The sequence below is a fragment of the Variovorax sp. CCNWLW186 genome, assembly GCF_037203865.1.
Taxonomy (GTDB): Bacteria; Pseudomonadota; Gammaproteobacteria; order Burkholderiales; family Burkholderiaceae_C; genus Variovorax.
This window is the reverse complement of the sequence record NZ_JBBCBO010000021.1, coordinates 1-22,442: the sequence shown is the minus strand read 5'-3', so window position 1 is coordinate 22,442 and position 22,442 is coordinate 1. Positions and strand designations below refer to the sequence as shown.

Here is a 22,442-nt window from a genome sequence, read left to right as displayed (position 1 = left end):
GCACAATGGCCGACAGCCGCTCCGCCAGCACCAAGCCCCAGCGCCGCACCGGCGTGCGCGAGGCGGCGGCGCAGGCCACGCGCGACAGCATCCTGAAGGCGGCGACCAAGGTGTTCGCCAAGTACGGCTACGACGGCGGCAGCGTCGAGAAGATCTCGAAGGCCGCCAAGTCGTACGACCGGATGATCTACTACTACTTCGGCAGCAAGGAAGGCCTCTTCATTGCGGTGCTCGAGGGCATCTACCAGCGCATGGACGACGCCGAGGCCGCGATTGCGCTCGACGCCTCGCGGCCCGTGGAGGCGCTGACCGAAGTCATTCGCTTCGTGCTGGGCTACTACCGCAAGAACCCCGAGTTCGTGACGCTGCTGAACACCGAGAACCTGCACAAGGGCCGGCACATTTCCAAGTCGCTCAGGGCGCGCGAATACTCGTCGCGGGCGGTGGCGATCATTGCGGAGATCCTCGCGAGCGGCGCCGCGCAGGGGCTGTTCCGCAAAGACCTGATTGCGCGCGACATCTACCTGCTGATTGCATCAACCGGCTACTTCTACACCTCCAACCGGCACACGCTCACCGCGTTTCTGGGCGAGCCGCTGGAATCGGCCGAGGCGATCACGCACTGGGAAGACTTCGTGATCGAGACCCTGCTGCGCACCGTGCGCGCGGACGAGGCGCAAGACAACAACATCCCACCCCACGACCAGGACCACACGAAATGGCAGAAATCGCAGCCGGCGGCAAGTCGGGCAAAGTCGTCATAAAGAACATCGGGCTCTTGCTCTCGGGCGACATCGACAAGCCCATCCTCGACGCGGACACCATCGTGGTGAACGACGGCCTGATCGTTGCAGTGGGCAAGGAGAAAGACTGCGACCTCGAAGGCGCGAAGACCGTCATCGACGCGAAGAAGACCTGCGTGGCGCCCGGCCTGATCGACAGCCACGTGCACCCGGTGTTCGGCGACTGGACTCCGCGCCAGGGGCAGATCGGCTGGATCGATTCCACGATGAACGGCGGCGTGACCACCATGATTTCGGCCGGCGAGGTGCACCTGCCGGGCCGCCCGAAAGACATCGTGGGCCTGAAGGCGCTGGCCATCACGGCGCAGCGCGCGTTCGACAACTTCCGTCCCGGCGGCGTGAAGGTGCTGGCAGGAGCGCCCGTCATCGAGAAAGGCATGGTCGAGAGCGACTTCAAGGAGCTTGCCGAAGCGGGCGTGGGCCTGCTCGGCGAAGTGGGACTGGGCTCGGTGAAGGCCGGCTACGAAGCCAAGGAGATGGTGGCCTGGGCGCGCAAGTACGGCATCCAGAGCACCATTCACACGGGCGGCCCGTCCATTCCAGGCTCGGGCCTGATCGACAAGGACGTGGTGCTCGAGGCCGACGCCGACATCATCGGCCACATCAACGGCGGCCACACCTCATTGCCCGAGGCGCATGTGTGCGAGCTGTGCGAGAAAAGCTCGCGCGCCATCGAGATCGTGCACAACGGCAACGAGAAGGTGGCCATTGCGGCGGCCAAGGCGGCGCTCGAACTCAAGTGCCCGCACCGCGTGATCCTGGGCACCGACGGGCCGGCCGGCTCGGGCGTGCAGCCGCTGGGCATTCTGCGCATGGTGGCCATGCTCTCGTCCATTGCCAACATTCCGGCCGAGCTGGTGTTCTGCTTTGCCACGGGCAACACGGCGCGCATCCGCAAGCTCAACTGCGGGCTCATCGAAGTGGGCCGCGATGCCGACTTCGTCTTCATGGACCGCGCGCAGCATTCGCCCGCGCCCGGCCTGCTGGAGAGCGTGCAGCTCGGCGACATTCCGGGCGTGGGCATGGTGATGATCGACGGCATCGTGCGCTGCGGCCGCAGCCGCAACACGCCGCCCGCGACCGAGATTCCGGTCGTCGTCTCCGGCGCGCACTGAACAACGCTCTCTTGCTCCTTCCCCCGCTGGGGGAAGGTCGGGATGGGGGCAGGCAGAGCGCCCGATGGATGCGCCGCGAGCCCCCACCCCTGCCCTCCCCCAGAGGGGGAGGCAGCAACACCTCTACTTCGCGCGAAACACCAGATAGCGCGCGGACAGGAAGTTCACCACCAGCCCCGCGCAGCTGCCCAGCGCCACGCCGGCAGCCGGTGCCCAAGGGCCGGTGAACCAATGCAGCACAAGCACATACGCCCCATAGTTGACGACCGCACCGCCCAGCATCGTCACGAGGTAGCCGAGGTACTCGCGCAGCACGGACGCATTGGCGCTTCGGGCGCCGAAGGTATAGCGGCGGTTCAACGCCCACGTAGCGGTGGCAGCCGCAAGAAACGACAGCACCCGCGCCCCGTACCAACCCAGCAGCGGCGCCGCAAGGTACAGCACGGTCACGTCGACCACGAAGCCGATCGCCCCCACCACGGCGAACGACAGGAACTCCCGGCCGAGCTTCATCTGGGTGCGCAGTGGCGCACGCCCGGTGTGGCAAGGTAGCGCAGGCGCTTGGCCTCGCGGCGGCCGAGCCGGATGGCGTGCATCACCACGCCGCAGACCATCGACAGCATGGCGGCCAGCATGGCACCGGTGGCCAGCACCGCCGTGGGGAGCCGCGGCACCAGGCCGGTGTGCATGTAGGTGAGCAGCAGCGGAAAAGCCAGCGCGATGGCGCCCGCCGCCAGCAACGCCGCAATGATCGAGAAGAACTGCAGCGGCCGTTCGCTGATGAACAGCTTGCAGATGGTCTTCAAGATGCGCCAGCCGTCGCGGTACGTCGAGAGCTTGCTGTGCGAGCCTTCGGGCCGCGTGCTGTAGGCGGTGTCGAGTTCGGCATAGGGCATGCGCAGCTCCAGCGCGTGCACCGTGAGCTCGGTCTCGATCTCGAAGCCGTGCGAAAGCGCCGGAAACGACTTGGCGTAGCGGCGCGAGAACACGCGGTAGCCCGAGAGCATGTCGGTCAGGCCGCCGCCGAAGAGCTGCGACACGGCCCCGGTGAGCAGCCGGTTGCCGAAGCGGTGGCCGGCGCGGTAGGTGAGCGCGTTCTGCCCGTCGTCCACGCGGCAGCCCACCACCATGTCGAGGTTGCCTGCCACCAGCGCATTCACAAGTCGGGGCGCGCTGGCCACGTCGTAGGTGGCGTCTCCGTCGACGGTCACGTACACGTCGGCCTCGACATCGGCAAACATGCGCCGCACCACATTGCCCTTGCCCGGCGCGGCCACGTGCGTCACGAATGCGCCGCTCGCACGCGCGATGGCGGCCGTGTCGTCGGTCGAGTTGTTGTCGAAGACGTGGATCTCGGCCTCGGGCAGCGCCGCCTGGAACTGCGCGACCACCTGCGCAATGGACAGTGCCTCGTTGTAGCAGGGGATCACCGCCGCAATGCGCATCGGCGCGCGGGCTGCCGCGTGTTGGTCGAGATCGGTCATGGTGCGGGAGGAAGAATACGGTAGACCCGGCTGCCGTCTTTCTCGTACTGCAGGGCGAAATATTTGTCGAAGTCGGTTCGGCCGCTGAACACCGGCACCACCGAATTCGGAAGAACGACAGCCACGAAGCCCAGGCCGCCGAGCTTGCCCGCCAGGTCCTTGCCGGACAGGCGGCCGAAGTCGGTGTAGCGCCACGGCCCGAGGGTATCGCCCCAGATGGGGTTGGGGCCGTAGTAGATCGCCTCGTTGAGGTTGATCTGGTAGACGCGGCCGGTGGCGGTGCGGCGCAGGTAGTCCATGACCGCATAGCCCGGCACGTGCTGGCGCAGGAAGGCCTCGCGCTGCTCCTGGGTGGGCGAAATCATCGCAACCTTGCCCGCAGTCTGGCGCACGGACACCGCGGCCAGCACGGCCAGCAGCAGCACGGCCACCCAGTCGCCGACCAGGCCCGCGCGGCCCGAAGGAGCCCCCTCGACGGGGTTGACGACGGGGTTGGCGATTTGCCCGGCCTTGGGGCCGAACACGCGGCGCAAACCCGTGGCAATCCAGCCGAACAGCACCTGCCAGCCGATCGCCGCCGTGAACGCGAGCAACGGAAACGACGCTGTGAGGTAGCGGGGATAGCGCGAGGTCACAAGCCACACCGCCACGGAGTAGAAGCAGAACCAGCCCGCGGCGCGCACCGCGGCGGAGCGCTTCCACATGGCGCTGAAAGGCAGCAGCACCACGGACCAGATCAGCACGTTCGGCCGCGCGGCGTGATCGCGCACGTCGGCCAGCTGCTGCAGATAGTCGGCCGGAATCCAGTCGGTAAAGCCGAACACGCGCGCCCCGATCGGGTTGAACGGGTCGCCGGTCATGATGGCGTTGCGCGCATACCAGTACACGCACGGAATCAGAAAGCAAAGCAGCGCGAGCGCCCAGGCCTTGGGCCGGCGCTCATGCCACACGACGAACAGCGCCACCAGCGGCAGAAAGGTGAGCGCCTGGTACTTGGAGCCCGCGGCCACGCCAAGGCAGAACGCCGCCACGCCGAGCCACCGCATGCCGCTGTGCACCGGCTGCGATTCGCGCCACCACCACAGCGCCACGCACGCGCCCAGCACGAAGAGCGCCACGCCCATGTCGATGAGCGCATTCGAATAGTCGCCAATGCCGAGCCAGATGGCCGCGCCGACGCAGGCAGTGAGCCGGTTGGCATGCTGCATGCCAAGGCGGAAGACCATCACCACCGACAACGCACCGGCCAGCGCATTGAGGAAGTGCGGCAGCACGTCGTCGCCCACCTGCAGCGCGGCGGCATAGAGCAGGTTGTAGTTGTACGGAAACCAGGGGTAGCGCAGCCACTCGTGGATGCCCAATACGCCTTGCTCCGCCACCTGTCGTGCATAGGGCAGGTGGTACATCAGCTCGTCGAAGGCGGCGGGCGGTGCAAGCGGCGCAACCAGCGCGGGCAGCGCCACCAGCGCCAATGCCATCGCGGCGATCTTGTCGGCGCGGGTCCACGGCGCGGCGGGCGCGGTGCCGGCCCGAAGCGTGCGCAGTTCGCGCAGCCAGGGCCGCAACTGCAAGGCAGCTGCGAGCACGCCGGCGGCAATCAGCGCGACGGTGGCGCCCACCTTGAAGGCACCGAAGATGGCCAGTGCCTGGAAACCGCAGATGAAGATGCCCACGCCCAGGGCCGCGGCCATCGAGGCTTCGAGCCAGGCGTCCCGACGCGTCGGCGGCGCAAGGCGCGCCAGCACTGCGCGCCCAAAGCCCCAGCAGCCGACGACAAAGACGGCCAGCGCCGCGTAGTGCGCGGCAGCAAATATCAACTTCTGAATAACAACTCCCGGCGCCGGTCGGCCATGCCGGCCGGCAGGTTCAAAGGTTCGGCGCCAGCAGGCGCTCGAGATCGGATTCGCTTTCCTTGCGCCGTGCGGCCTGGTCCTGCAGCTGGTCGTGCCCGATCTTGCCGACGTTGAAGTACGTCGAGTCGGGGTGGCTCAGGTAGAAACCACTGACGCTGGCGGCGGGCATCATAGCGAGGCTTTCCGTCAGGGTCATGCCAATGTCCGCGCAGTTCAGAAGGTCGAACATCGGGCGCTTCACGCTGTGGTCCGGGCAGGCCGGGTAGCCGGGCGCGGGGCGAATGCCGCGGTATTTCTCCGCGATCATGTCTTCGTTGCTCAGTCCCTCGTCGGGCGCATAGCCCCAGAGGTCGGTGCGCACGCGGTGGTGCAGCGACTCGGCAAAGGCCTCGGCCAGCCGGTCGGCCAGCGCCTTCAGCATGATGGCGGAGTAGTCGTCGAGGTCGTCGATGAAATACTTTTCTTTCTTTTCGACACCCAGGCCCGCGGTCACCGCGAACACGCCCACGTAGTCCTTCAGGCCGCTGTCTTTCGGCGCGACGAAGTCGGCCAGGCAGCGGCTCGGCCGGGTGACGCCGTCGATCACCTGCTTCTCGGTCTGCTGGCGCATGCCGTACCAGGTCATGGCAACTTCGCTGCGCGTCTCGTCGGTGTAGAGCTCGATGTCGTCGTCGTTCACCGTGTTGGCCGGCCAGAAGCCGACCACGCCGCTTGCGCTGAGCCAGCGGCCCTCGATCAGGCGCTTGAGCATGCGCTGGCCGTCGGCGTACACGCGCACGGCTTCGGTGCCCACGATCTCGTCTTTCAGGATGGCCGGAAACGGGCCGGCCAGGTCCCAGGTCTGGAAGAAGGGGCCCCAGTCGATGTACTTCGCGAGCTCGGTGAGGTCGAAGTTCTTGAACACGCGGCGGCCGATGAACTTGGGCACGGGCGGCGTGTAGTGGGTCCAGTCGACGGGCGTCTTGTTGGCGCGCGCCTTGGCCAGCGGCCACATCGGCACCTGCTTCTTGTTGGCGTGCTGCGTGCGCACCTTCTCGTAGTCGGCGTTGATCTCGTCGATGTACGCGGTGGCCTGGTCGCTCAAGAGGCTCTGCGCCACGCTCACGCTGCGCGAGGCGTCGGGCACGTAGACCACCGGGCCTTCGTAGTGCGGCGCAATCTTGACGGCCGTGTGCACGCGGCTGGTGGTGGCGCCGCCGATGAGCAGCGGAATCTTCTTGATGCGGAAGTGGTCGTCCTTCTGCATCTCGCCGGCCACGTACTGCATTTCTTCGAGGCTGGGCGTGATGAGGCCCGAGAGGCCGACGATGTCCGCGCCCTCGACCTTGGCCTTGGCCAGAATCTCGTGGCACGGGACCATCACGCCCATGTTCACCACTTCGAAGTTGTTGCACTGGAGCACCACGGTCACGATGTTCTTGCCGATGTCGTGCACGTCGCCCTTCACCGTGGCAATGATGATCTTGCCCTTGGTGCGCACGTCGCGGCCCGCGGCCTCGTCCTGGCGCTTTTCTTCCTCGATATAGGGAATGAGGTGGGCCACGGCCGACTTCATCACGCGCGCCGACTTCACCACCTGCGGCAGGAACATCTTGCCCTGGCCGAACAGGTCCCCCACGATGTTCATGCCGTCCATGAGCGGCCCTTCGATCACGTGCAGCGGGCGCCCGCCCTTGGCAAGGATCTGCTGGTAGGCCTCTTCGGTGTCTTCGACGATGAAGTCGGTGATGCCGTGCACCATGGCGTGCGAGAGGCGCTGGTTCACGTGCACCGGGTTCTCTGGCGTGCCGCGCCACTCGAGCTTCTTGCTGTCGTCCTTGGCGCCGCTCTTGGCGGTCTCGGCCACTTCGACGAGCCGTTCCCCCGCATCGGATCGCCGATTGAGCACCACGTCTTCCACGCGCTCGCGCAAGGTCGGCTCCAGGTCGTCGTACACGCCCACCATGCCGGCATTGACGATGCCCATGTCCATGCCCGCCTTGATGGCGTGGTACAGGAACACCGTGTGAATCGCTTCGCGCACCGGGTCGTTCCCGCGAAAGCTGAAGCTCACGTTGCTCACGCCGCCCGACACTTTGGCGCCCGGCAGGTTGGCCTTGATCCAGCGCACGGCATTGATGAAGTCGACCGCGTAGTTGTCGTGCTCCTCGATGCCGGTGGCAATCGCGAAGATGTTGGGGTCGAAGATGATGTCCTCGGGCGGAAAGCCCACCTCGTCCACCAGGATGCGGTAGGCCCGCTCGCAGATCTCGATCTTGCGCTCGTAGGTGTCGGCCTGGCCCTTCTCGTCGAAGGCCATCACCACCGCGGCGGCGCCGTAGCGCTTCACCAGCTTGGCCTCGTGCTTGAACTTGTCGACGCCCTCCTTCATGGAGATGGAGTTGACGATGCCCTTGCCCTGGATGCAGCGCAGGCCCGCCTCGATCACTTCCCACTTGGAGCTGTCGACCATCACCGGCACGCGCGCGATGTCGGGCTCGCTCGCAATCAGGTTCAAGAAGCGGACCATCGCGGCCTTGCTGTCGAGCATGGCCTCGTCCATGTTGATGTCGATCACCTGGGCGCCGTTCTCGACCTGCTGGCGCGCAACGGCCAGGGCGTCTTCGAACTGGCCGTTCAGGATCATCCGCGCGAAAGCCTTGGAGCCGGTGACGTTGGTGCGCTCGCCGATGTTGACGAACAGCGACCCCGAATCGATGGCGACCGGTTCGAGGCCGGACAACTTCATCGGGGGAACGGAGGGCGCGGGAACATCGCTCATGGGGGGCTCACCTGTGCAGGAAAAAACGTCAGGTGAGCGTCGTTTGCGGCTTGCGCCCCGGCCAACGGGGCGCCTTCCAAGCCTGACGGCGGGCCGATTGATCGTGGGCCGCCGCTGCAACGCTCCTTGGAAGGGAGCGCAATTTTACCGGCTGCGGCAAGGGCCGCGGCCATGGGGGATGTTCAGGCCCCTTGCCCGGCCGCGGCGGCTGCGGCAGTGCTGACGGGCGCGGCCGAGGCCGGCAAGCCGAACACCCGGTCGAAGGCCCAGTTGAAGACGAAGGTGTAGACCAGGAAGAACACCACCAGCCCCAGGTCCATCACCAGCGCCTGCCAGAGCGAGACGCCCAGGCCCCAGGCAAAGAGCGGCACCAGGAAGGCGATCAGCCCGCCCTCGAAGCCGATGGCATGCGCAATGCGCCGGCGCACGCTGCGCCCGCGAACCGCCTGGCGCGACTCCCAGCGCTCGAACAACGCGTTGAAAGCCAGGTTCCAGACTACCGCGATGACCGAGGCCGCCACCGCCAGCACGCCGGAATGGCCCAGGCCGGCGTCCGTCATCAGCGCCAGGCCGGCACTGGCGGCCACGATGGCGATTCCCTCGTAGAGAGTGATGTAGACAACGCGGCGCTGAAACCCCTGCATGAACGTTTCCTCTGGCAAATGAAGGTGATGGCTGGACTTTATTTGCCCCGTGCTGATATAAAAAGTTAAGTTATTTCAATTTAATTGATAGATCGGAGCGGCTGAATGGCCTTTTCCAGCGACACCGTGGAAGTCTTCCTGTCCGTGATCGACCACGGCTCTTTCTCGGCGGCGGCGCGCGCGTTGCACAAGGTGCCCTCCGCCGTGAGCATGGCCATTGCCAACCTGGAGGCCGAGCTCGCGCTGCCGCTGTTCGACCGCAGCGGCCGCGAGCCTCAGCCGACCGCGGCGGCCTGCTCGCTGGAGCCTCAGGCGCGGCTGTTGGCGGCCCAGTTGAAGCAGCTGCAGGTGCAGGCCCTGGCGCTCACGCAGGGGCTGGAGAACCGCCTCACGCTGGCCATTGCGCCCGAGCTGCTGGCCGCGCCATGGAGTGCGCCGCTGGCTGCGCTGGCCGAGGAATATCCGCTGCTGCAGGTCGAGGTGCTGGCTGCTCCGCAGGCGGACGCGCTGGCGCTGCTGCACAGCGGGCGCGCGCAGCTGGCGCTGGTGTTCGAGCGCCCCAGCCTCGACGGCCGGGAGGGTTTTCAGGAAGTGGGCAGCGACACCATGGTGGCCGTGATGGCGCCCCACCATCCCGTGCTGCTTGCGGCCGCCGGCGAGCGCCTGCGCGAAGAACACCTCACCAACACCCGGCAGATCGTGGTGGCCGGGCGCGACCTGGCGACCAGCGACCCGCGCTTCGTGTTCGCGCGCCACGTCTGGCGCACCGACAACGCGCTGGCCGCGCTCAGCCTGATCACCGCCGGGCTCGGCTGGGGCTGGCTGCCGCGCAACTTTGCCAAGCCCCACGTGGCCGCCGGCGCGCTGGTCGAGATTCCGTTCGAAAACCTGAGCAACGGGCTCGACCTGTGGGTCGACGTGGTGTGGTCGCGCGAGCGGCCGCTGGGGCTGGGCGCGCAGCGCTTCGTGGCGCTGATTGCGCGTGACCGGCAGGCCGCGGCGGGGATTCCGTCCGCGGGCTAGCTAGTCGCGGTGGCCGTGTCCGCCGCCCTTGCCGCCGCCTCCGCCGTGGCCTCCACCCTTGCCGCCGCCGTCGCCTCCGTGGCGACCGCCCCCTCCGCCACCACCGCCCCCGTCACCACGGCCATGCCGGCCACCGCCTCCGCCCGGATGCATTTGCGGCTGGCCGGGCGGCGGTCCGGGTCGGAAGGCCGGCTGCGGCCGCGGCGGCTTGAAGCCGGGGTCCGACGGTGGGCGGAAGTCCGGCCGGGGCTGCGGTGGCCGGTGGCCCTGTGCGTGCTGCGGGCGAACGCCCGGCCCCGGCGCGGGCTTGAAGCCCGGGCCCGGCCACGGCTTGGGTTGCCAAGCCGGCCGCACCGGCGGCGGCGGACGCCAGCCGGGCATCGGCGGAGGCGGCGGCCGGCTGCCCCACCAGCGCCGCTCGCCGTACCAGGGCCGGTCGCGGTAGTAGTTGGACCAGTAGTTGCCGATCACGAAGGTCACGACCGGCACGCCGATCACGGCCGCGTAGGTCGAGAGCGGCACGCGCTGCTCCTGGTAGGCGTAGTCGAGGCTGCGCGCCCAGACCCAGCCGCGCCCGCCGTCGGGCAGCACCACGTCGCACCAGCTGTAGCCGCCGGTACAACCCATCACATCGAGCGGCTGGCCCGGCGCGAGGCGTGCCACCAGCGGGTAGTCGCCTGAGGGGCCCGCGCGCATGTTGACGGTGCCGCGCGTGAAGGCCTGCTGCGCCGAGGCCGCCAGGGGCAGCGCCAGGGCAAGCGCGCCGATGCCGACCCAGCGCATGGAAAGTTTGTTGTTCATGAATGGCTTCCTTTGCGCCGCCAGCCTAGGCGGCGGCCCGGATGCCGTCAATCAGCCGGGGGCGCGAAGCCCCGGGCGCCTGGTCAGGCCGCTTCGCGGTAGAAGCGGGCGTTGCTGTTCAACAAGCGGCCGGGCACTGGCGCCACGGCCTGGCCGATGGCCGCAATGTGGTCCGGCGTGGTGCCGCAGCAGCCGCCGACGATGTTCACCAGCCCCTCGGCCGCAAACTCGTGCAGCAGCCGCGAGGTGACGTCCGGCGTCTCGTCGAAGCCGGTTTCGCTCATCGGGTTGGGCAGGCCCGCGTTCGGGTAGCAGCTGATGAAAGTGTCGCCCGCCACCTTGGCCAGTTCCTGGATATAGGGGCGCATCAGCGCCGCACCCAGCGCGCAGTTCAGCCCCACGGCCAGCGGCTGCGCATGGCGCACGCTGTGCCAGAAGGCGGTCACGGTCTGGCCGCTCAGGATGCGGCCCGAGGCGTCGGTCACGGTACCGCTGATGATGAGCGGCAGGCGTTGGCCGCTGTTGTCGAAGTACTCGTCCACCGCGAACAGCGCGGCCTTGGCGTTGAGCGTGTCGAAGATCGTCTCGACCAGGATCACGTCGGCGCCGCCCTCGACCAGCGCCTCGGTCTGTTCGTAGTAGGCCGCGCGCAGCTGCTCGAAGTCGACATTGCGCGCACCCGGGTCGTTCACGTCGGGGCTGATGCTCGCGGTCTTGGGCGTCGGGCCCAGGGCGCCGGCCACGAAGCGGGGCTTGTCGGGCGTGCTGAACTTGTCGCAGGCCGCGCGCGCGAGCTTGGCGGATTCGAGGTTCATCTCGCGCGCCAGGTGCGCCATCTTGTAGTCCTCCTGCGCGATGGTGGTCGCGCCGAAGGTGTTGGTCTCGATGAGGTCGGCGCCCGCCGCAAGGTAGCCCTCGTGGATGTCGCGGATCACGTCGGGCCGCGTCAGCGAGAGCAGCTCGTTGTTGCCCTTCACGTCGCGCTCGAAGTCCTTGAAGCGCTCGCCGCGGTACTGCTCTTCGGTGAGCTTGAAGCGCTGGATCATCGTGCCCATGGCGCCGTCGAGGATGGCGATGCGCTTTTCGAGGATGCCGGCGAGTGCCTGGCCGCGGGTGTAGATGACGGGCTTCATAGACCCCGATTGTAGGAAGCGGGGCTGCCCCTCGCGGCCGTCGGTGCTTTAGCGGCTTTCGACGAAAGCCAGCACCGCCTCGATCATCCGCCGCACATGCGGCTTCACGCCCGCCGCCACCTCGGGCAGGTAGTCGAAGGGCAGCTTCTCCTGCATGTAGCTCGACTGCGTCATTTCCAGTTGCACCGCATGCACGCCCGCCGCGGGGTTGCCGTACTGGCGCGTGATGTGGCCGCCCTTGAAGCGGCCGTTGAGCACGCCGGAATAGCCGGGGGCCGATTCGGCGATGCCAAGCAGCGTGGCTGCGAGCGCCGGGTCGCAGCTGGTGCCGTTGCCGGTGCCCAGGTTCAGGTCGGGCAGCTTGCCTTCGAAGAAGCGCGGCAGCACCGAGCGGATCGAATGGGCGTCCCACAGTGCGATGGTGCCGTGCGCCGCCTTCAGGCGGTCGAGCTCGGCTTGCAGCTGCTGGTGGTACGGGCGCCAGATTGCCTCGCGCCGCGCGGCGACTTCCTCGTCGTCCGGTAGATCGTCGCTGGACGCGTAGAGGGGCGTGTCGTCGAAGGTGTCGACGGGGCACAGGCCAGTGACGCTCTGGCCCGGGTACAGGCTCGCGCCGTCCGGCGGACGATTCAGGTCGATCACGTAGCGCGAATGCGTGGCAACGAGCACCGAGGCGCCGAGTTCGTCGGCAAAGTCGTAGAGCCGCTCGAGGTGCCAGTCGGTGTCGGGCACATGGCGCGCCTCTTCGGTAAAGCGGGCGGCCAGCGCGGGCGGCACGTAGGTGCCGACGTGCGGCATGGAGATGAGCAAGGGACGCGTGCCCTGGCGAAAGCGGAATGCGGGTTCGGTGGTGGTGAAACTCATGGGCTCAATTGTCCGAAAGAAGTTGACTGCGCGCCGCGACGAAAGCGGCGGCGGCCTCGTTGTGCAATGAATGGCGGCCCGCCTCCACGCGCGGCCGGCCCGCCACCCACACGGTATCAATGGCCGACGTGCGGTGGCTGGCAAAGACGTGCGACGACAGCATGTCGGGCGCTGGCAAGCCCTGCAGCGCGAGCTGCGCGGCATCGAGCACGACGACGTCGGCTTGCTGCCCCACCGCCAGCCCGCCGATGGGCCGGCCCGAGGCCTGCGCGCCGCCGCGCACCGCTTCGAGCGTGAGCGCGGTAGCCACGTGCGGCTGCGCGGCACTGGCGCCGACGTTGCGCTGCCGCTTGCCCAGGCGCTGGCTGTATTCGAGCATCAGCAGTTCCTCGGCCGCGTTCACGGTGGCATGGCTGTCGGAGCCCACGCCCCAGGCGCCGCCATGGTGCCGCCATGCCGAAAAGTCGAAGATGCCATCGCCGAGGTTGGCTTCGGTGGTGGGACACAGGCCGGCCACCGCGCCGCTCTTTGCGCCGCGCTCGTATTCGGCCATGTCCATGTGCGTGGCATGCACCAGGCACCAGCGCGCATCGACCGGTGCATGGTCGAGCAGCCAGGCCACCGGGCGCTGGCCGCTCCAGGCCATGCAATCGTCGACTTCCTTGGTCTGCTCGGCAATGTGGATGTGGATCGGGGCGGCGGGCTCGATGGCTTCGAGGCCCGCCACGGCTTCGCGCAGGGCATCAGGCGGCACGGCGCGCAGCGAGTGCGGCGCAAGGCCCAGCCGAGCGCCCTGTGCGTCGCACACGGGCTTGAGCGCATCGAGCAGGCGCAGCATCGAGTCGGTCGAGCGGATGAAGCGGCGCTGCCCTTCGTTGGGCGGCAGGCCGCCAAAGCCGCTGGTCTGGTAGAGCACGGGCAGCAGCGTGAAGCCGATGCCCACCTTTTGCGCGGCGCGCAGCAGCGCGAGGCTCAGCGTTGCGTCGTTCGCATAAGGGCGGCCGTCGGCATCGTGATGCACGTATTGAAACTCGCACACGCTGGTGTAGCCGGCCTCGAGCATTTCGGCATAGAGCCAGGTGGCAATGGCTTCCATGTGCTGCGGACCAAGGCGCGCGGCAAAGCGGTACATCAGCGTGCGCCAGCTCCAGAAGCTGTCGTGCTGCTCGGCGCGGTGTTCGGTGAGGCCCGCGAAGGCGCGCTGGAAGGCGTGCGAATGCAGGTTGGGCATGCCGGGGATCACGGGGCCGTTTGCCACCTGCGCGCCGGCTGCCGGCTGAGCTGCGGACTGCACCTGCGTGAGCTGGCCGGCATCGTTCCACGACAAGAGAACGTTGCTGGCCCATCCGCCGGGCAGCAATGCATCGGCCGCGAACAGTGTGCGCGTCATGCGGCCGCTCCCACGGCAATGCGGCCTTGCCGCACGACGGTGCGCACCGGGCGCTGGCCGAACCAGTAGGCCAGCTCGGCCGCTTCGCGCACATTCCACAGCACGAAGTTGGCAGGCATGCCTGCGGCGATGGCGCCGTGCGTGTCCTGCAGGCCCAGCGCGCGCGCCGCGTGCACCGTAACGCCGGCCAACGCCTCGGGCACGGTCAGGCGGAACAGCGTGCACGCCATGTTCATCATCAACAGCAGGCTCAGCGCCGGCGATGTGCCGGGGTTGTGGTCCGTCGACACGGCCATCGGCACGCCGGCGGCGCGCAGCGCCTCGATGGGCGGCAGGTGCGTGTCGCGCAGCGTGTAGTAGGCGCCGGGCAACAGCACGGCCACGGTGCCTGACCGGCGCATGGCCTCGATGCCTTCGGCCGACAGGTGCTCGATGTGGTCGCACGAGAGCGCGCCGTAGCGCGCGGCCAGCGCCGCACCGCCCATGTCGGAAAGCTGCTCAGCATGCAGCTTGACCGGCAGGCCCAGCGCTTGCGCGGCCTTGAAGACCTGCTCGGTTTCAGCCAGCGAAAACGCGATGCGTTCGCAGAACACGTCCACCGCATCGACCAGCCCTTCGGCGGCAAGCGCGGGCAGCATCTGGCTGCAGACGAGGTCGATGTAGTCGCCGCTGCGGCCTGCGTATTCGGGCGGCAGCGCATGCGCGCCGAGAAAGGTGGTGCGCACGGTCACGCCGTAAACCTCGCCAAGGCGCCGCGCCACGCGCAGCTGCTTGCGCTCATGCTCGAGCGAAAGGCCGTAGCCCGACTTGATCTCGATGGCGCAGACGCCGTCGGCCAGCAATTGCTCGAGTCGCTGCGCGGCCTGCGCAAAGAGCGTGTCTTCATCGGCTTCGCGCGTGGCGCGCACGGACGAGACGATGCCGCCGCCCGCCTTGGCCACCTCTTCGTAGCTCGCGCCTGCAAGCCGCATCGCGAACTCGTTGGCACGCTGGCCGCCGTAGACCAGATGGGTGTGGCAATCGACCAGCCCCGGCGTGACGAGCGCGCCGCCGCCGTCGTGCGGTGCAAGGCCGGCAAATTCGGCGGGCAGCGCCTGGCGTGCGCCTACCCAGCGGACCATGCCCCCGGCCACCGCAATGGCGGCATCGGCAGCCGCTTCGGGTGCGGTGCCCGGCGCCGCATCGGGCGCGAGGCGAAGGCCAGTCCAGAGGCCATCGGCCGAGGGGAACGAGGTTGCGGATGTCATGGGTCTCTTTCGGTATTCCAGAGCTTACGCCGGCACGATGCGAACCGCTGCCAACCGCGCGCCTTCGTCCTCCGGCACGGCTTGCCACGCCTGCGCGTCTTCGGCCCAGTACACGCCCTCGCCCTCGGCGCGCGCCTCGCCGTTCAGGCGCCATGTGCCGCGCAGCGCAAGCAGCACGCCGTGCGGCGCGGGCTCCACCACCGAGGGCTCGGCAAGCACCTGCACTTCAGCGCGCCACCGGCCGCGCCGCGCCATGATGTTGAAGTCGTTCGATGCGCCGCCGAGCAGCGCGCAATCGATCGCCTCGTCGCCGCTGAAAGTGAACGGCCGGTGCGGCGCGTCGAGCCGGTGGTCCGTTCTTCCGTCGGGCGTGAAGAGCCGCACGCCGTCGCCTTCGAGCAGCATGATGCTGCGGTCGACGCCTTCGAACACCGAGAACGGCCCGGGTGCCGCAATGGTGGCGATGCTCGCGCGCCAGCTGAAGTCGTCGAGCCCCGCGCCCTCGGGCCAGCTGATGATTTCCTGCGTGGTGCCGCCGCCGTTCTTCCATGGTTTGGCTGGGAGCGATGCGCGGGAGAAGCGCTGCACGCGATTCATGGCCGGCCCTCTTGCTCCTTCCCCTTCCGGCGGAAGGCCGGGATGGGGGCGGTGCCCGGCGAGCGCCGAGCGCGGGTCGAGGCCGTCGTGCCCCCACCCCAACCCTCCCCCGACAGGGGAGGGAGAAAGACGAAATGCAGGTTCATCGCGTCAGCCCGCCCTGCCGCAGCTTCTGCTCGAAGTGCCTGAGAACCAGCGTCATCGTGCCCGTGAGCACGAAGTACACGAGCGCGATGGCAAGGTACACCTCGAGCGAGCGGTACGACACGCTGATGATCTTCTGCCCCTCATGCATCACGTCGTGAATGGTGAGCAGCGACACCAGCGCCGAGTTCTTGATGAGCGCGATGAACTCGTTGCCCAACGGCGGGATCATGCGCACCACCGCCTGCGGCAGCACGATCTCGCGCATGGCCGTGGCGGGTGTCATGCCCAGCGACTGGGCCGCGAGGGTCTGGCCCTTGTCGATCGACTGGATGGCACCGCGCACGATCTCCGACACATACGCGCCCGAATACATGCCCAGCCCCAGCACGCCGCACAGGAAGGCCGGCAGCAAGATGCCGAAGTGCGGCAGGCCGAAGAACAAGATGAACAGCTGCACCAGCAGCGGCGTGCCGCGAATCGCCGCCACATACGCCGTGCATAGGCCGTAGAGCCAGCGCCGCTTCGGGTTGAGCCGCCCTATGCCGACCACGAGGCCCAGCACGCAGCCGAGGGCGAGCGCGCAGGCGGTAATTTCCACCGTGACGAGCGCGCCGCGCAGCAGGTCGGGCCAGCCTTGCCAGATCGGCGAGAAATCGAGATCCATGAGCCGACCGGGTTACTTCGCGTTCGCGCTGAACCACTTCGCGACGATTTGCGCATAGGTGCCATCAGCCTTGAGCTTCTCGATGGCGCCGTTCACTGCCTTGGTGAGCTCGGGCGTGTCCTTGCGGATGGCCATGCCGTATTCCTCGGTGGTGATCTGCTCGGGCAGCACCTTCAGGCCGCCGCGCGTGCGCACGTACTGGTAGGCGGCGGGCTTGCCGGTCACGGCCGCATCGGCACGGCCGATGTCCACCAGGTTGAACATTTCCTGGTTCTTCTCTACTTCCATCAGCTGCACCTGCGGATACTTTTCCTTGGTGTAGGAGACCGACTTGGTGCCCACCTGCACGCTGACCTTCTTGCCGTTGATGTCGGCCGGCGTCTTGATGGCGGTGTTGCCGTCCTTCACCATCACCACCAGGCCGCCCGCGTAGTAGGGCACCGTGAAGTCGACGACCTTCTTGCGCTCGTCGGTGATGTAGATGGCCGAGACGGCCATGTCGAAGCGCTTGGAGATGAGGCCCGGCACCAGGCCCTTGAAGTCGATGTCGATCCATTCGATCTTGCGGCCCAGCGTCTTGCCGATGGCCTCGACCAGCTCCACGTCGAAGCCCGTGCGCTTGCCGTTCTCGACGAACTCCATCGGCGGAAAGGTGGCATCGGTGGCCACGCGCAGGGGCTCGCCCTGCGCTTGCGCGGTGGCGGCAAAGCCGAAGAAGGCAAGGCTGGAGAGTGCGGCGGCAATGAGGGTGCGGCGGGTGTTCATGTGAAAGCTTCCGTGGGTTGAAAAAGAAAAGAAAACCGTGCGCAATGGCTGGCTACTGCAGCGCGCGTGAAATGCGCGCCGCCGTGACGACGGTCATGTGCAGCAATGCAGCTTCCATGCCTTCGACACGCGTGAGCGGGGCCATGAGCGTGATCGCGCCGCGCAGGCGACGGCCCGATGCGAGCACCGGTGCGCTCGCGCCCCACACGCCGGCGTCGACCTCGCCATGCGTCACGGCATGGCCGGCTTCGCGGATGGCGTCGAGCTCTGCGGCGCGCTGTGCGCGGCGCTCGGCGCTTTCGCCGAATGCGTCGAGCAATGCATCGCGCTGGTCGGTCGGCAAGTGGGCCAGCAGGCACTTGGCACTGGCGCCGTCACGGGCCGGCACGCTGCGGCCCCGGTCGAACGAACAGCGCAGCGACTGTTCGCTGTCGATCATCTCGAGGCACACCACGCGATCGTTCACGGCCGTGACCAGCGCCACGCTTTCGCGGCTCTGCTGTGCGAGCGCGCGCATGTCGGCGCGCGCCGCCATCACGAGGTCGGAGTTGCCGTCGAAGCCGGTTGCAAGCTGCACGCTCACGGGCCCGGGCGAGTAGCGCCCTTCGGCCTCCATGACGAAGCCCCAGCGCCGCAGCGTTGCGATCTGCCGGTACAGCGTGCTCTGCGAAAGGCCGGTGGCCTGCATCAGCTCAGCTGCCGACATGGCCGCCTTGCTTTGCGCCAGCACCGACAGCACCAGCAGGGCTCGGTCGTTGTGGGCGGAAGCTTCGGGCGGCGTCATCGGGAGCGGCGGCGAGAGGTCGAAAAGTGGGTGCGGCGTGCAGTATCTTGTTGGCCGTTCCCACGTCCAAGCCTTCATTCCCACTGAGTGGGAATCGGCGCGTTTTTTCTTTTTACCTTCGTCTTACTGCTTCGCTCCGGGTCAGCGCACCATCGGCAACTTGAGGCCCTGCTTCTTTGCCGTGGCCACGGCAATGTCGTAGCCCGCATCGGCATGGCGCATGACGCCGGTGGCCGGGTCGTTCCACAGCACGCGCTCGATGCGCTTGGCGGCTGCATCGGTGCCGTCGCACACGATGACCACGCCCGAGTGCTGCGAATAGCCCATGCCCACGCCGCCGCCGTGATGCAGGCTGACCCAGGTGGCGCCGCCCGCTGTGTTGAGCAGTGCGTTGAGCAGCGGCCAGTCGCTCACGGCATCGGTGCCGTCCTTCATTGCCTCGGTCTCGCGGTTGGGGCTGGCCACGGAGCCGGTGTCCAGGTGGTCGCGGCCGATGACGATGGGCGCCTTGAGTTCGCCGTTCTTCACCATCTCGTTGAAGGCCAGGCCGGCGATGTGGCGCTCGCCCAGGCCCAGCCAGCAGATGCGCGCCGGCAGGCCCTGGAATGCGATGCGCTCGCGCGCCATGTCGAGCCAGCGATGCGTGTGGGTGTTCTCGGGGAACAGCTCCTTGATCTTGGCGTCGGTCTTGTAGATGTCTTCGGGGTCGCCCGACAGCGCCACCCAGCGGAACGGGCCCTTGCCTTCGCAGAACAGCGGGCGGATGTAGGCCGGCACGAAGCCCGGAAAGTCGAACGCATTCTTCACGCCTTCGTCGAAAGCGACCTGGCGGATGTTGTTGCCGTAGTCGACCGTGGGAATGCCCATGGCCTGGAAGTCGAGCATGGCCTGCACATGCACGGCGGACGACTTCGCAGCGGCTTTCTTGAGCGCGTCATGCTGCGAGGCGTCCTTCATCGCGGCCTGCCATTGCGGCACGGTCCAGCCCGAAGGCAGGTAGCCGTTGATGAGGTCGTGCGCCGAGGTCTGGTCCGTGACGAGGTCGGGCTTGATACCGCCGGCCTTCGCGCGCTTGACCAGCTCGGGCAACACGTCGGCCGCGTTGCCGAGCAGCGCGATCGACACGGCTTCCTTTGCGTCGCAATGCTGCTTGATGAGCTCGAGCGCATGGTCGATGTCGCGCGCCTGCTTGTCGACGTAGCGCGTGCGCAGGCGAAAGTCGATGCTGGTCTGCTGGCACTCGATGTTGAGCGACACGGCACCCGCCAGCGTGGCCGCGAGCGGCTGTGCGCCGCCCATGCCGCCGAGGCCGGCCGTGAGGATCCACTTGCCCGCGAGGCTGTTGTTGTAGTGCTGGCGGCCGGCTTCGACAAAGGTTTCGAAGGTGCCCTGCACGATGCCCTGGCTGCCGATGTAGATCCAGCTGCCCGCGGTCATCTGGCCGTACATGAAGAGGCCCTGGCGATCGAGCTCGTTGAAGTGCTCCCAGTTGGCCCACTTGGGCACCAGGTTCGAATTGGCGAGCAGCACGCGCGGTGCGTTCTCGTGCGTCTTGAACACGCCGACCGGCTTGCCCGATTGAATGAGCAGCGTCTCGTCGTCGTTCAGTTCCTTCAGCGAAGCGAGGATCTGGTCGTAGCAGGCCCAGTTGCGCGCGGCGCGGCCGATGCCGCCGTACACCACAAGATCTTGCGGGCGCTCGGCCACCTCGGCGTCGAGGTTGTTCTGCAGCATGCGAAACGGGGCTTCGGTGAGCCAGCTCTTGCAGTTCAGCTCACTGCCGCGCGGCGCGCGGATCACGCGCGTGGGGTCATGGCGCGGGTCGGTGTTTTGCAGCGGGAGCTTTTCGGGTGCGTTCATGGCGAGGTTCTCCTTGATCGGTGTTCAGGCGTGGCTGGGCAGGATGTTCAAAAGCGCGGCGGGCAACTCGGCCTTGAGCGCCCACTGGCGCATGGCTTCGATGTCGGGCGCGAGGTAGCGGTCGGTTTCAAGAAACGCGACCTTCTTGCGGATGTTGGCGAACTCGGCTTCGACCAGCGGCGAGCTCTTGAGGTTTCGGTTCAGTTCGATGCCTTGCGCGGCCGCCATGGCTTCAATGCCGACGACGACCGCGGTGTTGTTGACCATGTCGCCGAGGCGCCGCGCCGCGAACGTGGCCATGGACACATGGTCTTCCTGGTTGGCCGAAGTGGGCAGGCTGTCGACGCTGGCGGGATGCGCGAGCGACTTGTTCTCCGATGCCAGCGCGGCCGCCGTGACCTGCGCGATCATGAAGCCGGAGTTCAGGCCGCCGTCGCGCACCAGGAACGGCGGCAGGCCCGAAATTCCGGTGTCGAGCAAGAGCGCGAGGCGCCGCTCGGAAATGGCGCCGACCTCGCTCACGGCCAGCGCAATGATGTCGGCCGCAAAGGCGACCGGCTCGGCGTGGAAGTTGCCGCCCGAGATCACTTCGCCGGTGTCGGTGAAGACCAGCGGGTTGTCCGATGCAGCATTGGCCTCGATCACCAGCACGCGCGCGGCATGCGCGAGGTTGTCGAGGCAGGCACCCATGACCTGCGGAATGCAGCGCACCGAATACGGGTCTTGCACGCGGCCGCACGCTGCATGCGACGGCACGATCTCGCTGCCTTCGAGCAGCGCGCGCACCGCGCCCGCCACGGCAATCTGCCCCGGCTGGCCGCGTGCGGCGTGAATGCGCGCATCGAACGGCTTGATCGAACCCTGGATGGCCTCGAGCGAGAGCGCACCCGACATCAATGCCGAGGCGAACACGTCTTCCGCGCCGAACAGCCCGGCCAGCGCGAGCGCGGTCGACACCTGCGTGCCGTTGAGCAGCGCCAGGCCTTCCTTGGGGCCGAGCACGAAGGGCTCGAGGCCGACGAGGCGCATGGCCTCGGCACCGCTGACCACGGCACCGTCCGCAGTGGTCGCCTCGCCCTCGCCGATCAGCACGCAGGCCATGTGCGCGAGCGGCGCAAGATCACCCGAGGCGCCGACCGAGCCCTTGCACGGAATGCGCGGCATCACGCCCGCATTGAACAGGGCCAGCAAGGCGTCGACCAGCGCGGGCCGCACACCCGAGTGGCCACGCGCCAGGCTCACGGCCTTGGTGGCCAGCACCATGCGCACGACAGGCGCGGCCAGCGGCTCGCCGGTGCCCACGCTGTGCGAAAGCACGAGGTTGCGCTGCAGCTCGGCCAAGTGGTCGTTGCCGATGCGCGTGCTCGCGAGCTTGCCGAAGCCGGTGTTGATGCCGTAGACCACCTGGTCGTTCTCGACGATGTGGCGCACCGCCGCTTCGGCGCGCGCCATGCCGTCCTGCACCGACGGATCGAGCGCCAGCCGCACGCCGCCGGCCTGGATGCGGCGCAGCATGGCGAGATCCACCTTGCCGGGCGTGAGAGTCAGGGTGGCGGGAGTGTGATTGTTTGTTGGCATATGAACCTGTCTATACAAGTGGTTGCAAGAGAAGACCTGCGGTTTCCGCGACACAAAAATCAGCCGAACGAGGGGTTGCCGTCGGCTTTGAAACGGCTGCCCAGGCTGTAGCGCGAGGCGGGATGGAGGCACCGCACCCAGGTAACGGGCGTGTTGCGCGTCCAGGTGCGGCGCGTGAGCAACAGGCAGGGGTCGGTGGGTTCCATCGCCAGCCGGCCGGCCTGCTCGGCAGTGGGCAGCACGGCATCGACGACATGCTCGATCTGGTCGAAGGGCACGTTGCGCACCAGGTATTCGCTGGGCGCAACGGCGGCAAAGTCCTGCTCGAGAAAGTCGGGCACGACCTGCGGATTGACGTACCGTTCCTCGAGCTGCACCGGCGTGTCGTTCTCCAGGTGCAGGCACACGCTGTGGAACACCGAGGTGCCCGCGCGCATGTCGAGCCAGGCCGCCACGTCGGGTGAGGCGGCAATGCGTTCTACGGCCAGCATTTCGCAGCGGTAGTCGTGGCCCCGCTGGCGGATTTCACTGGCGATGTTGGCAATCTGCAGCAACGTGGACTGGGGTTTGTTCTCGGCCACGAAGCTGCCGACACCGGCCATGCGCACGATGCGACCCTGCTCCATCAACTCGCGCAACGCGCGGTTCACGGTCATGCGAGAAATGCCGAACTGAGCAACCAATTCACTCTCGGAGGGCAGGCGGTGGCCGGCCGGCCAAGTGCCGTCCTGGATCTTGCGGGAGATGTGATCCTTGACTTGCGCATAGAGCGCGAGGGAGGGGAGGTCGCGCTTCATGTCGGCGCTCCAACCACGCTGTTGTTCTTGGCGCTGTTTTTGGCGCTGTTGTTCAGGGCGCGTGCAAAGGCCACCGGGTACTCCCCTCCGCGAATGTCCCCCGGGCTTCGCCCTCCTCCTTTATTTCGCTGC

20 protein-coding genes and 1 riboswitch are annotated in these 22,442 nt (G+C 67.6%); of the genes, 3 read left to right on the top strand and 17 right to left on the bottom strand.

Annotated elements, in window-relative coordinates; all coding sequences use genetic code 11:
- Positions 1–5: 5 nt before the first annotated feature.
- The gene (locus tag V9K97_RS21395) at positions 6–764 is read left to right on the top strand and encodes a TetR family transcriptional regulator (protein WP_337298696.1); all 759 of its coding nucleotides are present in this window, start codon (positions 6–8) and stop codon (positions 762–764) included.
- Entirely contained in the window at positions 719–1,918 is a 1,200-nt protein-coding gene (locus V9K97_RS21390; protein WP_258503340.1) for an amidohydrolase family protein, read from the top strand. The genes V9K97_RS21395 and V9K97_RS21390 overlap by 46 nt, the downstream gene beginning before the upstream one ends.
- A gap of 123 nt (positions 1,919–2,041) precedes the next feature.
- On the opposite strand, the gene V9K97_RS21385 is transcribed toward V9K97_RS21390, so the two are convergent.
- The 5 genes from V9K97_RS21385 to V9K97_RS21365 all read right to left on the bottom strand — a co-directional run bounded on the left by V9K97_RS21385 (position 2,042) and on the right by V9K97_RS21365 (position 8,660).
- Entirely contained in the window at positions 2,042–2,431 is a 390-nt protein-coding gene (locus tag V9K97_RS21385; protein ID WP_337320502.1) for a GtrA family protein, read from the bottom strand.
- Positions 2,428–3,402: a glycosyltransferase family 2 protein gene (locus V9K97_RS21380; protein ID WP_337320500.1), complete on the bottom strand. Its 975-nt coding sequence runs from the start codon at positions 3,400–3,402 to the stop codon at positions 2,428–2,430. Before V9K97_RS21380 ends, V9K97_RS21385 begins: the two co-directional genes overlap by 4 nt.
- Positions 3,399–5,216: an ArnT family glycosyltransferase gene (locus V9K97_RS21375; RefSeq protein ID WP_443303917.1), complete on the bottom strand. Its 1,818-nt coding sequence runs from the start codon at positions 5,214–5,216 to the stop codon at positions 3,399–3,401. The genes V9K97_RS21380 and V9K97_RS21375 overlap by 4 nt, the downstream gene beginning before the upstream one ends.
- A gap of 52 nt (positions 5,217–5,268) precedes the next feature.
- Positions 5,269–7,983 carry a methionine synthase gene (gene metH, locus V9K97_RS21370; RefSeq protein ID WP_443303915.1) on the bottom strand — a complete coding sequence of 905 codons (2,715 nt, stop codon included), beginning with the start codon at positions 7,981–7,983 and terminating at the stop codon, positions 5,269–5,271.
- Positions 7,984–8,043: 60 nt separating this feature from the next.
- Positions 8,044–8,150: riboswitch (S-adenosyl-L-homocysteine riboswitch) on the bottom strand.
- Positions 8,151–8,198: 48 nt separating this feature from the next.
- The gene (locus V9K97_RS21365) at positions 8,199–8,660 is read right to left on the bottom strand and encodes a PACE efflux transporter (RefSeq protein WP_337320494.1); all 462 of its coding nucleotides are present in this window, start codon (positions 8,658–8,660) and stop codon (positions 8,199–8,201) included.
- A 105-nt stretch (positions 8,661–8,765) separates the two neighbouring features.
- Here V9K97_RS21365 and V9K97_RS21360 point away from each other — a divergent pair, with 105 nt between their 5' ends.
- Positions 8,766–9,683: a LysR family transcriptional regulator gene (locus V9K97_RS21360; protein ID WP_337320492.1), complete on the top strand. Its 918-nt coding sequence runs from the start codon at positions 8,766–8,768 to the stop codon at positions 9,681–9,683.
- On the opposite strand, the gene V9K97_RS21355 is transcribed toward V9K97_RS21360, so the two are convergent.
- From V9K97_RS21355 to hutC, 12 genes are all read right to left on the bottom strand, one after another.
- The gene (locus V9K97_RS21355; protein WP_337320490.1) at positions 9,684–10,484 is read right to left on the bottom strand and encodes an SH3 domain-containing protein; all 801 of its coding nucleotides are present in this window, start codon (positions 10,482–10,484) and stop codon (positions 9,684–9,686) included.
- Between the two features lie 83 nt (positions 10,485–10,567).
- Positions 10,568–11,617, bottom strand: a complete 1,050-nt coding sequence (locus V9K97_RS21350) for a homocysteine S-methyltransferase family protein (protein WP_337320488.1) — start codon at positions 11,615–11,617, stop codon at positions 10,568–10,570.
- Between the two features lie 48 nt (positions 11,618–11,665).
- The gene (hutG, locus tag V9K97_RS21345; RefSeq protein ID WP_337320486.1) at positions 11,666–12,481 is read right to left on the bottom strand and encodes an N-formylglutamate deformylase; all 816 of its coding nucleotides are present in this window, start codon (positions 12,479–12,481) and stop codon (positions 11,666–11,668) included.
- A gap of 4 nt (positions 12,482–12,485) precedes the next feature.
- A complete protein-coding gene (locus V9K97_RS21340; protein ID WP_337320485.1) occupies positions 12,486–13,871 on the bottom strand; it encodes a formimidoylglutamate deiminase in 1,386 nt (461 codons plus the stop codon).
- On the bottom strand, positions 13,868–15,118 hold the full coding sequence (gene hutI / locus V9K97_RS21335; RefSeq protein ID WP_337320482.1) for an imidazolonepropionase: 1,251 nt from the start codon (positions 15,116–15,118) through the stop codon (positions 13,868–13,870). The genes V9K97_RS21340 and hutI overlap by 4 nt, the downstream gene beginning before the upstream one ends.
- Positions 15,119–15,142: 24 nt before the next feature.
- Positions 15,143–15,715, bottom strand: a complete 573-nt coding sequence (locus V9K97_RS21330; RefSeq protein WP_337320480.1) for a HutD/Ves family protein — start codon at positions 15,713–15,715, stop codon at positions 15,143–15,145.
- Between the two features lie 142 nt (positions 15,716–15,857).
- On the bottom strand, positions 15,858–16,526 hold the full coding sequence (locus V9K97_RS21325; RefSeq protein WP_337320478.1) for an amino acid ABC transporter permease: 669 nt from the start codon (positions 16,524–16,526) through the stop codon (positions 15,858–15,860).
- 12 nt (positions 16,527–16,538) lie between these two features.
- Entirely contained in the window at positions 16,539–17,291 is a 753-nt protein-coding gene (locus V9K97_RS21320; RefSeq protein ID WP_337320476.1) for a transporter substrate-binding domain-containing protein, read from the bottom strand.
- Between the two features lie 52 nt (positions 17,292–17,343).
- Positions 17,344–18,075 (bottom strand): IclR family transcriptional regulator, encoded by a 732-nt coding sequence (locus V9K97_RS21315; RefSeq protein WP_337320474.1) that lies wholly within the window; start codon positions 18,073–18,075, stop codon positions 17,344–17,346.
- 141 nt (positions 18,076–18,216) lie between these two features.
- On the bottom strand, positions 18,217–19,935 hold the full coding sequence (gene hutU, locus V9K97_RS21310; RefSeq protein WP_337320472.1) for a urocanate hydratase: 1,719 nt from the start codon (positions 19,933–19,935) through the stop codon (positions 18,217–18,219).
- A gap of 24 nt (positions 19,936–19,959) precedes the next feature.
- Complete coding sequence (gene hutH, locus V9K97_RS21305) at positions 19,960–21,513, bottom strand: histidine ammonia-lyase (RefSeq protein WP_337320471.1); 1,554 nt, start codon at positions 21,511–21,513, stop codon at positions 19,960–19,962.
- A 59-nt stretch (positions 21,514–21,572) separates the two neighbouring features.
- Positions 21,573–22,310: a histidine utilization repressor gene (hutC, locus tag V9K97_RS21300; RefSeq protein WP_281149069.1), complete on the bottom strand. Its 738-nt coding sequence runs from the start codon at positions 22,308–22,310 to the stop codon at positions 21,573–21,575.
- Between the last annotated feature and the right edge of the window lie 132 nt (positions 22,311–22,442).

Bases quoted from the DNA above. Each gene is read 5' to 3' on its own strand.
- V9K97_RS21385 (WP_337320502.1), bottom strand. From the start codon at position 2,431: ATGAAGCTCGGCCGGGAGTTCCTGTCGTTCGCCGTGGTGGGGGCGATC.
- V9K97_RS21350 (WP_337320488.1), bottom strand. From the start codon at position 11,617: ATGAAGCCCGTCATCTACACCCGCGGCCAGGCACTCGCCGGCATCCTC.
- V9K97_RS21325 (WP_337320478.1), bottom strand. From the start codon at position 16,526: ATGGATCTCGATTTCTCGCCGATCTGGCAAGGCTGGCCCGACCTGCTG.
- V9K97_RS21395 (WP_337298696.1), top strand. From the start codon at position 6: ATGGCCGACAGCCGCTCCGCCAGCACCAAGCCCCAGCGCCGCACCGGC.
- V9K97_RS21330 (WP_337320480.1), bottom strand. From the start codon at position 15,715: ATGAATCGCGTGCAGCGCTTCTCCCGCGCATCGCTCCCAGCCAAACCA.
- hutC (WP_281149069.1), bottom strand. From the start codon at position 22,310: ATGAAGCGCGACCTCCCCTCCCTCGCGCTCTATGCGCAAGTCAAGGAT.
- V9K97_RS21390 (WP_258503340.1), top strand. From the start codon at position 719: ATGGCAGAAATCGCAGCCGGCGGCAAGTCGGGCAAAGTCGTCATAAAG.
- hutU (WP_337320472.1), bottom strand. From the start codon at position 19,935: ATGAACGCACCCGAAAAGCTCCCGCTGCAAAACACCGACCCGCGCCAT.
- hutG (WP_337320486.1), bottom strand. From the start codon at position 12,481: ATGAGTTTCACCACCACCGAACCCGCATTCCGCTTTCGCCAGGGCACG.
- V9K97_RS21320 (WP_337320476.1), bottom strand. From the start codon at position 17,291: ATGAACACCCGCCGCACCCTCATTGCCGCCGCACTCTCCAGCCTTGCC.
- V9K97_RS21365 (WP_337320494.1), bottom strand. From the start codon at position 8,660: ATGCAGGGGTTTCAGCGCCGCGTTGTCTACATCACTCTCTACGAGGGA.
- metH (WP_443303915.1), bottom strand. From the start codon at position 7,983: ATGAAGTTGTCCGGCCTCGAACCGGTCGCCATCGATTCGGGGTCGCTG.
- V9K97_RS21315 (WP_337320474.1), bottom strand. From the start codon at position 18,075: ATGACGCCGCCCGAAGCTTCCGCCCACAACGACCGAGCCCTGCTGGTG.
- V9K97_RS21380 (WP_337320500.1), bottom strand. From the start codon at position 3,402: ATGACCGATCTCGACCAACACGCGGCAGCCCGCGCGCCGATGCGCATT.
- V9K97_RS21355 (WP_337320490.1), bottom strand. From the start codon at position 10,484: ATGAACAACAAACTTTCCATGCGCTGGGTCGGCATCGGCGCGCTTGCC.
- V9K97_RS21360 (WP_337320492.1), top strand. From the start codon at position 8,766: ATGGCCTTTTCCAGCGACACCGTGGAAGTCTTCCTGTCCGTGATCGAC.
- hutH (WP_337320471.1), bottom strand. From the start codon at position 21,513: ATGCCAACAAACAATCACACTCCCGCCACCCTGACTCTCACGCCCGGC.
- V9K97_RS21340 (WP_337320485.1), bottom strand. From the start codon at position 13,871: ATGACGCGCACACTGTTCGCGGCCGATGCATTGCTGCCCGGCGGATGG.
- hutI (WP_337320482.1), bottom strand. From the start codon at position 15,118: ATGACATCCGCAACCTCGTTCCCCTCGGCCGATGGCCTCTGGACTGGC.